We start from the raw sequence: 12500 nt of genomic DNA, 5'->3' as shown, positions 1-12500 counted from the left end.
CGGCGCCGGTCAGCCGCCGGCCACCGGCGTCGGGTGCTCCTGCGTCACCAGGCCCAGCTCGGCGTCCCGCTGGGCCTCCACCTCGCGCCGCAGCAACCGGAACCACATGAACACCACGAACCCGGCGAAGACGAACCACTCCCCGGTGTAACCGAGGTTCTGGAACGCCTTCAGATCCAGTCCCGTACCGTCCGGCGCGGTCGCGGGCACCGCCTTCATCCCCGCGTCACCGCGCTCCAGCGTGATCCAGGCGTCGTACAGCCGGTACGGCACCAGGTTCACCAGCGCCGCCGAGCTGATCACTCCCGTCTGCCCCGCCGGCAGACCGCCCTGCGTACCGACCCCGTTGCTCCCGGGGGACTCGGACGCCTGCAACGCACCGGTGACGGTGACCTCCCCCCGGGGCGGCGCGGGCGCCTTCGCGGGGTCCGCCGTACCCGGCAGCCACCCCCGCACCACGGGCAACGCCTTGCCGGAGCCGGTCCGCAGCAGGGTCAGGACGTAGAAGCCGCTCCTGCCGTCCAGCTCCCGCCCCGGCACGAGCAGCTGCTTGCCGTACCGTCCGCTCGCACTGGCCCGCCGTCCCGCCGTGCTCTTGTCGACGGGCAGCATCGCGGCCAGCGGACGCGCGGCCTCGTTCCTGCCGGACGCCACCTGCTCGGTCACCGCCCGGCCGTCCTGCACCCGGTCCTCGAACCGGCTCAGCTGCCACGACCCCATGAAGACGCAGAACGGGATGGCGAGCAGCACGAAGACGTTGATGCCCCACCAGCGGGGTGTCAGCAGAAACCGGTACACGCCTCCACGGTACGGCGCCCGCGCCGGTGGTCCGGCCGCGGGTCGGCCCATGTCCGCGTCCGGACGCTCCGGCGGGGTGCGGAGGGGGCGGGGGCCGCGGTGGGAAGTTATCCACAGGCTGGGCACACCCGTCGCCCACGGATCCGCGCGGCCAGGCAGTATGGGCGCATGACTGGGGCGATGAGTGACAGCAGGACGCCGGACACGACGGACATGCCGGACTGGGAGAAGCGGTTCCGGGCACCGCGTGTGTCGCTGCCCGACTGGGCGGAGGACGCGCCGGACCGCTCCCTGTTCGTGTCGAACGCGACGGGGACGTACGAGCTGTACGCGTGGGACCGCGCGACGGGCGCGCAGCGGCAGGCGACGGACCGTCCGAACGGCACGACGGACGGCGTCCTGTCACCCGACGGCGCGTGGATCTGGTGGTTCGACGACAAGGACGGCGACGAGTTCGGGATCTGGCGCCGCCAGCCCTTCACGGGCGGCCCGGACGAGCCGGCCGTCCCCGGCCTCGGCCCGTCCTACCCGGCCGGCCTGGCTCTGTCCCGGGACGGCCGCACGGCGGTCGTCGGCCGCTCCACCGACGAGGACGGTACGACGGTCCACCTGGCCCGCGAGGGCGGGGAACCGGTGGAGATCTACCGGCACCGCGAGTCGGCGGGCGTCGGCGACCTCTCCCACGACGGCTCCCTCATCGCCGTCGAGCACACCGAGCACGGCGACGCCATGCACGCGGCGCTGCGCGTCCTGCGCCCGGACGGCACGACGGTCGCCGAGCTGGACGACACCCGGGGCGGAACCGAGGAACTGGGCCTGGAGGTGCTGGGCTTCGCCCCGGTCGACGGCGACACCCGGCTGCTCGTCGGACACCAGCGCCGGGGCCGCTGGGAGCCGCTGGTCTGGGACGTGGCGACGGGCGAGGAGACGGACCTGGCCCTGGACCTGCCCGGTGACGTCAGCGCCGAGTGGTATCCGGACGGGTCGGGCCTGCTCATCGCCCACGGCTTCGAGGCCCGCAGCGAACTGTTCCGGTACGACCTGGCGTCCCGCGCGCTGACCCGCGTCCCCACCCCGCCCGGCACGGTCTCCGGCGCGACGGCCCGCCCCGACGGCAGCGTGGAGTACCTGTGGTCGTCGGCCGCCGAGCCGCCGGTGGTGCGGTCCACGGCCGGCGGGGTCGTGCTGGACCCGCCGGGCATGGCGTGCCCGGCGTCGGTCGCGGTGGAGGACGTGTGGGTGGAGGGCCCGGGCGGCCGCATCCACGCCCTGATCCAGAAGCCGGCCGGCGCCACCGGCCCACTGCCCACGGTCTTCGATCTGCACGGCGGCCCGACCTGGCACGACAGCGACTCCTTCGCGGCGGGCCCCGCCGCCTGGGTCGACCACGGCTATGCGGTCATCCGCGTCAACTACCGCGGCTCCACCGGCTACGGCCGCGCCTGGACCGACGCCCTCAAGCACCGCGTCGGCCTGATCGAGCTGGAGGACGTGGCCGCGGTGCGCGAGTGGGCCGTCTCCTGCGGCCTCGCCGACCCCGCCCGTCTCGTCCTCACCGGCGCCTCCTGGGGCGGCTACCTCACCCTGCTCGGCCTCGGCACCCAGCCCGACGCGTGGGCGGTGGGCATCGCGGTGGTACCGGTCGCGGACTACGTCACCGCCTACCACGACGAGATGGAGGCCCTGAAGGCCATGGACCGCACCCTGCTGGGCGGCACACCGGAGGAGGTCCCGGACCGCTTCGAGGCGTCCTCCCCGCTGACCTACGTCGACCGGGTCGAGGCCCCGGTCCACATCTCTGCGGGCGTCAACGACCCGCGCTGCCCGATCCGCCAGATCGACAACTACGTCAAGAGGCTGGAGAGCCGGGGCGCGACCCACGAGGTGTACCGGTACGACGCGGGACACGGCTCCCTGGTGGTGGAGGAGCGGATCAAACAGGTGAGGCTGGAACTGGACTTCGCCCGGCGGCACCTGACGGGTGGTGCCTGAGCGGAGGCCGGGGAGCCGGGGCCGGGGAGCGGGCACGGGGACGGGTGAGTGAACGCCGGGGGCGCGGGCCGGCCCCCGGGGCTCACCGCAGTTCCGCGAGGCCCCGGCGGGTGGCGGCGACCACCACTCGGTCCCCCTTCTCCAGCACATGCCCGGCCGGCGTGCCGGTCCGCCCGAGCAGCGCCAGTACCCGCCAGGACCCGGCCTGGAACGCCTCCCGCACGGACCGCCCCTCCAGGTGGGGGTGCCCGTCCACGTCGACGGCGGCGAACAGCAGCACCCTGCGCTCCACGGCGACGGCCCCGAGCACCTGCCGCCCGAGCATCGCCCCGGCGAACGCGGGGGCGGCCAGGTGGGTGACGCTCCGGCTCCGGGTCAGCGCCTCGGGGTGGGCGGCCCGGAGGGTGCGGTACACGGCGGTGGCGAAGTCGTCGTCGTACAGCCGCAGGACGACGCGCAGATCGGGCCGTACCGTGCGCGCGTACAGCACCGCTTCGAGGTTGGTGGTGTCGGCGCTGGTCACCGCGAGCAGCGTCTGCGCCCGGTGGATCTTGGCCGCCTCCAGGACGCCTTCCTGGGTGACGTCGCCGAGCACCACCGGCACCCGCAGCCGGCGCGCGGTGGCGAGCCCCCGGGCCTCCGGGTCGGCCTCGACGCACACCACGGGGACGTTCAGTTCCCGCAGCCGGGTCAGCACCCGGGTGCCGATCTTGCCGAGGCCCAGCAGCACCACGTGCCCGCCGAGACCCCGGGGCGGCTTGCGCAGCGTCGAGGCGGTGCGGAAGGTGCCGAACGCCTCCAGCGCGGCGGCCAGCAGCACCGGCAGGAGCAGCAACCCGACGAACGCGGAGAGGAGCTGGAGGAGTTGCCGGCCCAGCGGTGCGCGCAGGGCGGGCTCGTCGATGGCCAGGAGGTCGAGGAGGGTGACGTAGAAGGCCCGCAGCGGATGGAGCCCGGTCACCAGCCACAGCGCGACGGCGAGCGCGACGACGCACCCCACCAGGCCGGCCACGGACCAGCGCAGCCGGCGGGAGAACAGCGAGGCGAGCGGCGGCACGCCGGTCACGCCGCGGGCGGGCGCGGCGGGTTCCGAGCCGCCGGTGGCGGACACCTGTTCCAGCACGACCGCCTGTCGGCCGGCGGCCTGCCGGACCTCCTCGTCGTCCGGCAGCAGCCGGGGCTGCTGTTCCCCGCCGCCGTACGGTCCGTCGGTCGCGGCCCGGTCGCCGCCCGACAGCAGGGCCAGGGTGCACAGCCCGGAGTCGGCGTCCGGCCCCTGAGCGGACAGCGGGCGTTCCACGGCCCGCAGCAGCAGCCCCTCGGCCTGGACGACCTTGCTGGTGCCGGCGACGGCGGTGGCGGCCAGCGCGGGCGCGGCGGTGTCGGCGTCGGACAGTACGGTCGTGGAGGCCTCCAGGCCGCCGTTGCGGCCACCCGCGCCCGCCCCGGCGTCCCCACCGTCCGCGCCGGCGGCCAACGCGGCTGCCTGGTCCAGGAGTTCCTCGACGTGCTGGCCCAACCGCCGGTTGTAGAGCCGCAGGACGAGCCGCAGGCGGGGGTTGAGGCGGCGGGCGATCAGCGCGGCACGGATGTTGGTCTCGTCGTCGTCGTACACCAGGGCCAGCGCGGTGGCTCGGGCCACCCCGGCCTCCGCGAGCACCGCCTCCGTCAGCTCGAAGGCCTCCAGCACGCCGTCGCCGTCCGGGCGGTGTCCGGCGGCGGGGCCGGCGGGCTGCCCCGCCCCGCCGGTCCGGCCGACGGAGCCCACCGCGGCGTTGACCATACGGTCGAACAGAGCCGCCGAGGCAGACCGGGCCCGTCCGACCACCGGGAGCCGGACGGTGCGTTCGTTCGGCGGCACGACGAGGGTGACCTGCTCGCCGTAGACCCCGCGCAACTCGGCGGCCAGCCGGTGCGCGAGCCCGTCGTCACCGCACACCACCATGTGTGCCGCCGGGGCACCCGGCCCCCCTTGGTACGGAACGCTCGCCACAAGGGGAAAGAGTGCCCCAAGGAGTCGAGTGGTTCCAGCAATGCGGTGAACACCCGTGCGGGGATCCGCGTACCGAGGGGGAGGGAGAGCAGCAGCCGGAGGGAACACCCGTGGCCATCACCGAAGACGCCCCGCCCGGCGCGGACGTCCACCGTCCCGGCCCCCCGCCGGAGCACGAGGGCCGACGGCTCGGTTCCTCACTGCTGCTGACGCTGATCCTGCTGGGCGCCGTCCTCGCCCAGTCCCCGATCCGGGGTCTGCTCGGCACCCCGCTGATGCAGAGCTGGATGACGGTGTTCGTGGCCGTGACCGTCCAGGCGCTGCCGTTCCTGGTCCTCGGTGTGCTGCTGTCGGCGGCGATCGCGGTGTTCGTCCCGGCGTCCTTCTTCGCGCGCGCCCTGCCCCGCCGCCCCGGCCTGGCGATACCCGTGGCGGGGCTCGCGGGCGCGGTGCTGCCGGGCTGCGAGTGCGCGTCGGTGCCGGTGGCGGGTGCCCTGGTCCGCCGGGGAGTGACCCCCGCCGCCGCGCTCGCCTTCCTCCTGTCCGCGCCCGCCATCAACCCGGTCGTGCTGACCGCCACCGCCATCGCCTTCCCCGGGCACCCGGAGATGGTCCTGGCCCGGTTCGCGGCGAGTCTGCTGGTGGCCTGCGCGATGGGTTGGCTGTGGCAGCGGCTCGGCCGCGCGGACTGGCTGCGCCCGCCGGCCCACGGCGCACACGAGGGCGCCACCCGGGGCGAGGCGTTCTGGGGCGCGGTGCGGCACGACGTCATGCACGCCGGCGGCTTCCTGGTGCTCGGCGCGACGGCCGCGGCCACGCTGAAGGCGGCCGTGCCGGCGACCTGGCTGCGCGAGGCCGCCGGCAACCCCCTGGTCTCGGTGCTCGCCCTGGCCGTGCTGGCCGTGCTGCTGTCCATCTGCTCGGAGGCGGACGCGTTCGTCGCGGCGTCACTCACCCAGTTCTCCCCGACCGCCAAGCTGGTGTTCCTGGTGGTGGGCCCGATGATCGACCTCAAGCTGTTCGCGATGCAGGCCGGCACCTTCGGCCGTACGTTCGCCCTGCGGTTCGCCCCCGCCACCTTCGCGCTGGCCGTCACCGGCGCCGTACTGACCGGGACGGTGCTGCTGTGAACCGCCAGGCCCAGGCTGCCGTCCTGTTCCTGCTCGGCGCGGCCCTGCTGCACGCGGGCGCCACCGACCTGTACCTGCGCTACGTCAAGGCGGGCCTGCGCCCGCTGCTGCTGGCATCGGGCGCGGTGCTGATCGCGGCTGCGCTGGCGACGGCCTGGTACGAACGCCGCCGCCACCGGCGGGCCCGGGCCGACGCGCACGCGCACCGCGAACCCCGCGTCGCCTGGCTGCTCCTGCTCCCGTTGCTCGCCCTGATCCTCATCGCCCCGCCGGCCCTCGGCTCCTACAGCGCCCTGCGCTCCGGCACGGCCTTGCAGAAGCCGTACGCCTACGGCCCGCTGCCCGCCGGCGATCCGGTGCCGCTGTCCGTGGTGGACTACGCCTCCCGCGCGGCCTACGGCCACGGCCGCTCGCTGCACGGGCGCGCGGTCCGGGTCACCGGTTTCCTCGCGCTGGACGGCGCGGGGCGGCCCTATCTGGTCCGCATGGCCCTCAACTGCTGCGCCGCGGACGCCCAGCCGGTGAAGATCGCCCTCGCCGGCGCGCTGCCGCCGGTCCTGCGCCCGGACGCCTGGCTGGAGGTGACCGGCACGTACACCCCGCGGCTGGCCCGCGATCCCGTCAACGACGGCCCGGTCCCTTACCTGCGGGTCACCGCGGCACGGCCGGTCCCGGCACCGCACGACCCGTACGACGAGACCTGGAACACCTGAGCCGCCCCCGCGCGGCGCGCCGGCCGCGCGGTTCCAGATACCCCTGCGCCTACCGGCCGGCCCCGGCGTCGTCGAAGTCGAAACGGTCCAGATCCCGCAGCCACGCCTCGGCGTTGCCGTCGGACGGGGCCCGCCAGTCGCCGCGCGGCGAGAGGGAACCACCCGCCGAGACCTTCGGCCCGTTCGGCATGGCCGAGCGCTTGAACTGCGAGAAAGCGAAGAAGCGGCGGCAGAACACCTCCAGCCAGCGCCGGATCTCCGCCAGGTCGTACGCCACCCGCTTGGCCTCGGGGAAGCCGGGCGGCCACGCGCCGGACTCCGGGTCGTGCCAGGCGTGCCAGGCCAGGAAGGCGATCTTCGAGGGCCGCAGGCCGTAGCGCAGCACCTGGAAGAGGGTGAAGTCGTGCAGCGCGTACGGTCCGATCCTGGACTCGGTCGACTGCATCTCCTCGCCCGGCACCAGCTCCGGGCTGATCTCCGTGTCCAGGATCGCGGCCAGGACCGCGCCGGTCTCCTCGTCGAACTGGCCACTGCCGATCACCCAGCGGATCAGGTGCTGGATGAAGGTCTTGGGCACGCCGGAGTTGACGTTGTAGTGGCTCATCTGGTCGCCGACGCCGTACGTGGACCAGCCGAGCGCCAGCTCGGAGAGGTCACCGGTGCCCAGCACGATGCCGCCGCGCTGGTTGGCCAGCCGGAACAGGTAGTCCGTGCGCAGCCCGGCCTGCACGTTCTCGAAGGTCACGTCGTACTGCGGTTCGCCGGAGGCGAAGGGGTGGCCGATCTCCTGGAGCATGAGCCGCGCGGTCGGCGTGATGTCCAGTTCGGCCGCGGTGACGCCGAGCGCCCGCATCAGCGTGTGGGCGTTGTCCTTGGTGTGGTCGCTGGTCGCGAAGCCGGGCAGGGTGAAGGCCAGGATGTCGCTGCGCGGCCGGCCCGCGCGGTCCATCGCCCGGGCGGCCACGATCAGCGCATGCGTGGAGTCGAGACCGCCCGACACCCCGATGACGACCTTGGGGCCGCCGATCGCCGCCAGCCGCTGCTGGAGTCCGGCGACCTGGATGTTGTAGGCCTCGTAGCAGTCCAGGGCGAGCCGTTCGGGATCGGCCGGCACGAACGGGAACCGCTCGACGCGCCGCCGCAGCCCGAGGTCGGTGACCGGCGGCTCCAGCCGGAACTCGACCGTCCGGAAGTCACCGGTCCGTGCCCCATGGGTCCGGCGGTTGTCGTCGAAGGTGCCCATCCGCTGCCGCTCCTGGCGCAGCAGGTCGAGGTCCACGTCGGCCACCGCGTACTGCTCGTCGAGCGGGAACCGGTCGGTCTCGGCCAGCAGCACCCCGTTCTCGAAGATCATGGTCTGCCCGTCCCAGGACAGGTCGGTGGTGGACTCGCCCAGTCCGGCCGCGGCGTACACGTAGGCGGCGAGGCAGCGGGAGGACGCCGAGCGGCACAGCAGCTTTCGGTCCTCGGCCCGTCCGACGGTGATGGGGCTGCCGGACAGGTTGAGCAGTACGGTCGCACCGGCGAGCGCGGCCTCCGCGCTCGGCGGTACCGGCACCCACATGTCCTCGCAGATCTCGGTGTGCAGCACGAGTCCGGGCACGTCCTCGGCGGCGAACAGCAGGTCCACGCCGAACGGCACGGACGCGCCCCCGACGCGGATCGTCCCGCCCCGCTCGTCATGCCCGTCGGCGAGCTGCCGGCGCTCGTAGAACTCCCGGTAGGTCGGCGGGTACGACTTCGGTACGACACCGAGGATCCGCCCGCGGTGCACGAGCACCGCGCAGTTGTAGATCCGGTTGCGGTGCCGCAGCGGAGCGCCGACCACCAGCACCGGCAGCAGTTCCGCCGACCCGGCCACGACCGCCGCGAGCCCCGCCTCGACCTGGTCCAGCAGCGCGTCCTGGAGCAGCAGGTCCTCGATCGAGTACCCGCACAGGCCCAGCTCCGGGAAGACGGCGACGGCGACACCCTCGTCCGCGCACCGGCGCGCCTGACGCAGCACCGCCTCGGCGTTGGCCCGCGGGTCGGCGATGACGGTGTGCCCCGTGCACGCGGCGACACGCGCGAAGCCGTGCTGATAGATCGACCAGAAGTTCAACGCGACATCCCTCGTGACTGAACGGACCGCACCGGCGAAGCGCTGCTCCACCACGGAAAGCCTAGTTCCCGCCCGCCGCTGCCCCACTCCGGGCCACCTGCCGGGCTGCCCACCGCTCAGGGCGCTGCGAAATCTTGGAAGTAACGGCGTGATCACGGACCTTCACCACATTCTCACATCTACCCCTTGATCGGTTACCTTGATCCCTCTTTCAACTACAGGGGGGCCAAGCGCCGCCGTGTGGGGGGACCGCCGGGCCGAGGCCTGCCGCTGCCCACCCGCGACGGCGTCCGCTGCGCGGTCCGCGTGTCGTCACCACCGGGCGCTGCCCGGCACGGCTGGCCGCCACCGCCACTCGTCCCGCTGCACTACGAACCATGGAGTTGTGCATGGCAGGCATCGCTGCCCCGGACGCCGTCGTCGCGGTCCCGGTCGACAGTGAGGAGCCGGCTCCCCGCCTCACCGTCGTCGGCACCGGTTACCTCGGTGCCACCCACGCCATCTGCATGGCTGTACTGGGCTTCGACGTCCTTGGTGTGGACGTGGACCCGGGCAAGATCGACCGGCTCAACGCGGGAGAGGTCCCCTTCTTCGAGCCGGGGCTCCCGGAACTGCTGGCCAAGGCGCTGGACTCGGGCCGGCTGCGGTTCACCACCAGCTTCGACGAGGCGGCCGGCTTCGGCGACGTCCACTTCATCTGCGTGGGCACGCCCCAGCAGTCGGACTCGGGCGCGGCGGACCTGCGGTACGTCGACAGCGCGGTCACGGAACTCGCCACCCGCCTGCGCGGGCGCGCCCTCGTGGTCGGCAAGTCCACGGTGCCCGTGGGCACGGCCGCCCGGCTCACCGAGCTGGTGCACCGCCTGTCGCCCGCCGGCGAGGAGGTCGAACTGGCCTGGAACCCCGAGTTCCTGCGCGAGGGATACGCCGTGGACGACACGCTGCGTCCCGACCGGCTCGTGTTCGGCGTCTCCTCTCCCTGGGCCGAGAGCCGGCTGCGCGCGGCCTTCGCGCCCGTCATCGCCCAGGGCGCACCGGTCGTGGTCACCGACCTGACCACCGCCGAACTGGTCAAGGTGGCCGCGAACTCCTTCCTCGCCACCAAAATCTCCTACATCAACGCGATGGCGGAGGTCTGCGAGGCGACCGGCGGTGACGTGACCCGGCTCGCCGAGGCCCTGGCCTACGACGACCGGATCGGCGGCCGTTTCCTCAAGCCCGGCCTGGGCTTCGGCGGAGGCTGCCTGCCCAAGGACATCAGGGCGTTCGCGCACCGGGCCGAGGAGCTGGGCGTCGGCCAGGCGGTCACGTTCCTGCGCGAGGTGGATGCGATCAACAAGCGGCGCCGCGCCCGTACCGTCGACCTCGTCCGCGAGCTGGTCGGCGGCGATCTGAACGGCGTACGGGTGGTGGCGCTCGGCGCGGCCTTCAAGCCCAACTCCGATGACGTGCGCGACGCTCCGGCCCTGGACGTCGCGAGCACCCTTGACCGGCTCGGGGCCCACGTCACCGTCGTCGACCCCGCCGCCATCGCCAACGCCCGGCGCATCCACCCCGAACTCACCTATGCCACCGACGCCCTCCCGGCCGCGGCGGGGGCCGACGTCGTCGTCCTGCTCACCGAGTGGAACGAGTTCCGCCACATGGATCCGGGAGCGATGGGTGCCGTCGTGGCCCACCGGCGCATCGTCGACGGGCGGCACGCCCTCGACCCGGCCCAGTGGCGCGCGGCCGGCTGGGAGTACCGCGCCCTCGGCCGCCCGTGAGGACGCCGTACGGACCCCAAATCTATTAAGACGCCCACGGGTTGGCGCAGGTTGTGTGATGCGTCCCACATCACACGGCGGTGATCGTCAGCCCTTGAATATTCACATACACTCTTCACGGTATCTCCACTTATCTTTTCCTTACTCCTGGGGGGGAGCTCTCTCATGTCAGATGGACAGCAGCTTGCCGCGACCGGTGCCGGCGGCCTGACGGTCGCGGGTGTGACGATCTACACCGGCTGGTGGATGCTCGCTCTGGCCGCCGGCGTAGTCCTCGCCGGCATCCTCGTCACCCGCGTCGGCTTCCGCAGGCGGCAGACCGTGGGCGAGGAGTGAGCCGCGGACGAAGCGACCCGGACCCGGTGCTGTCCGCGTGGCAGCACCGGTCGGGGTCGGTCCTGATCGGCATCTGCGGCCTGGCCCTGCTCACGGTTTGGACCGCCCACCACGCGCTCACCGTCTCCAAATGGGACTCCGCGACCACCGGCCGCCTGTCCCTCGTGTGGCTCGGCACGTTCGTGCTCTTCGCGATCCAGGTCACGCTCTACCACCTGGACCGCCCGACCCGGGTGCCCGCCCGGGCGCGTGAGCGCCTCGACCGGCTGCACGTGTCGATCCTGATGCCGGTCTACAACGAGGACCCCGGCTACCTGAAGCTCGGCCTGGAGTCCTTCCTCCAGCAGACCCGCCGTCCCGACAGTGTCCATGTCGTCGACGACGGCTCGACCACCACCGACTACGCGGACGTCCGCGACTGGTGGCTGCGGGCCGCTCCGCAGGCCGGCGTGGGCACGAGCTGGCAGCGCGTCCCCAACGGCGGCAAGCGCCACGCCCAGGCGCACGGCGTCGAGGCCAGCCCGGAAGCCGACGTGTACATCACGGTGGACTCCGACTCCTACCTCGACCCGCACGCGGTCGAGGAGATCCTCAAACCGCTCTCCAAGCGACGCGTCCAGTCGGTCGCGGGCATCGTCATCGCGACGAACAACCAGGGGCCCAGCCGCCCCGTCCGCGCGCCGCTGCCGGGGAATCCCACGCGCAAGGAAGTCCGCCGGGAGAGGCGTGAGCACCGCAGGGCCGTGCTGCACTGGCGCAGCAGCCAGCTCCTGGCCCGGACCACGGACCTGTGGTTCGTGACCTCGCAGATGGTGGACCGCTCCGGTCAGTCCGCGGTGGGCGCCGTCATGGTCAACTCCGGACCCCTGGCGGCTTACCGCGCCGACGTCGTCCGCGACAACCTCGGCTCTTACCTGAACGAGACGTTCATGGGGCGCGGTGTCGCCTTCAGCGACGACAGCATGCTGACGCTGTACGCCCAGGAGCGCGGTCTGACGGTCCAGCAGTCCACGGCCATCGTGTTCACGGCCATGCCGGAACGCTGGAACCACTTCGGCCGCATGTACCTGCGGTGGATGCGCGGCTCGACGATCCGCTCCATCTGGCGCATGCGCTACCTGTCGATGGCCCGGCCCGCCTTCTGGTTGCACGCCATCCGCTGGACCCAAATGGTCCTCACCCAGCTGGTCACGGTCTGGCTGCTCGTGGTGGAGCCGGTCGCCTACAACAACATGCCCCCGCTGAGCATGCTCTGGATCCCCTTCCTGCTCGGCTGGGCGCAGGGCCTGCGCTACCTCGGCATCATCCGCTCCGACGAGCGCATCCGCTCCCGGATCCTGACCTGGCTGATGATGCCACTGGCGATCGTCATGGCCTGGACGTGGTTCCGCTGGCTGCGCTGGTACGGAATCCTGACCTGCGCCAGGACCGGCTGGGGCACCCGGCAGGACGGCGCCGAAGTCTCCCTCGGTGCCGGCATGTCCCCCTTTTCCGCCCCCGCAGCGCCGCTTGCTGCCGTACCCGAGCCGGTGTACGCCATGGCGGACCCCTGGGACGAGAACGAGGCCGCCGCTCACCCGTACCGGCCCCCGGCGGTCACCTCGACCCCGTGAACCACCGCCCCCGGCCGGGAACTCCCTCCGGGGGCGGTGCACTTCCTCGACGCCCCGC

General features: G+C 73.1%; 9 protein-coding genes. 6 read left to right on the top strand and 3 right to left on the bottom strand.

What is annotated here, in order from left to right; genetic code table 11:
- Window positions 1–9: 9 nt before the first annotated feature.
- Complete coding sequence (locus ACGFT1_RS09180) at window positions 10–798, bottom strand: SURF1 family protein (RefSeq protein WP_373908398.1); 789 nt, start codon at window positions 796–798, stop codon at window positions 10–12.
- Window positions 799–978: 180 nt separating this feature from the next.
- Between ACGFT1_RS09180 and ACGFT1_RS09175 the strand changes: the two genes are divergently transcribed.
- A complete protein-coding gene (locus ACGFT1_RS09175) occupies window positions 979–2790 on the top strand; it encodes a prolyl oligopeptidase family serine peptidase (protein ID WP_373908397.1) in 1812 nt (603 codons plus the stop codon).
- An 82-nt stretch (window positions 2791–2872) separates the two neighbouring features.
- Here ACGFT1_RS09175 and ACGFT1_RS09170 read toward each other — a convergent pair whose 3' ends face one another.
- The gene (locus ACGFT1_RS09170) at window positions 2873–4735 is read right to left on the bottom strand and encodes an NAD-binding protein (RefSeq protein ID WP_373908746.1); all 1863 of its coding nucleotides are present in this window, start codon (window positions 4733–4735) and stop codon (window positions 2873–2875) included.
- Between the two features lie 158 nt (window positions 4736–4893).
- On the opposite strand from ACGFT1_RS09170, the gene ACGFT1_RS09165 reads away from it, so the two are divergent.
- Window positions 4894–5913, top strand: a complete 1020-nt coding sequence (locus tag ACGFT1_RS09165; protein WP_373908396.1) for a permease — start codon at window positions 4894–4896, stop codon at window positions 5911–5913.
- Complete coding sequence (locus ACGFT1_RS09160; RefSeq protein WP_373908395.1) at window positions 5910–6626, top strand: TIGR03943 family putative permease subunit; 717 nt, start codon at window positions 5910–5912, stop codon at window positions 6624–6626. The genes ACGFT1_RS09165 and ACGFT1_RS09160 overlap by 4 nt, the downstream gene beginning before the upstream one ends.
- A gap of 49 nt (window positions 6627–6675) precedes the next feature.
- On the opposite strand, the gene ACGFT1_RS09155 is transcribed toward ACGFT1_RS09160, so the two are convergent.
- On the bottom strand, window positions 6676–8727 hold the full coding sequence (locus tag ACGFT1_RS09155; protein WP_373908394.1) for an NAD(+) synthase: 2052 nt from the start codon (window positions 8725–8727) through the stop codon (window positions 6676–6678).
- Between the two features lie 389 nt (window positions 8728–9116).
- On the opposite strand from ACGFT1_RS09155, the gene ACGFT1_RS09150 reads away from it, so the two are divergent.
- The 3 genes from ACGFT1_RS09150 to ACGFT1_RS09140 all read left to right on the top strand — a co-directional run bounded on the left by ACGFT1_RS09150 (window position 9117) and on the right by ACGFT1_RS09140 (window position 12442).
- A complete protein-coding gene (locus tag ACGFT1_RS09150; RefSeq protein ID WP_373908393.1) occupies window positions 9117–10493 on the top strand; it encodes a UDP-glucose/GDP-mannose dehydrogenase family protein in 1377 nt (458 codons plus the stop codon).
- A gap of 165 nt (window positions 10494–10658) precedes the next feature.
- The gene (locus tag ACGFT1_RS09145) at window positions 10659–10829 is read left to right on the top strand and encodes a hypothetical protein (protein ID WP_356947489.1); all 171 of its coding nucleotides are present in this window, start codon (window positions 10659–10661) and stop codon (window positions 10827–10829) included.
- Window positions 10826–12442 carry a glycosyltransferase gene (locus tag ACGFT1_RS09140; RefSeq protein WP_373908392.1) on the top strand — a complete coding sequence of 539 codons (1617 nt, stop codon included), beginning with the start codon at window positions 10826–10828 and terminating at the stop codon, window positions 12440–12442. The genes ACGFT1_RS09145 and ACGFT1_RS09140 overlap by 4 nt, the downstream gene beginning before the upstream one ends.
- Window positions 12443–12500: the final 58 nt, after the last annotated feature.

The organism is Streptomyces sp. Y20, from assembly GCF_043195475.1.
In the GTDB taxonomy this organism is placed as follows: Bacteria; Actinomycetota; Actinomycetes; order Streptomycetales; family Streptomycetaceae; genus Streptomyces.
The sequence above is the reverse complement of the archived record's forward strand: the minus strand, read 5'-3'. Positions and strand labels throughout refer to the sequence as shown.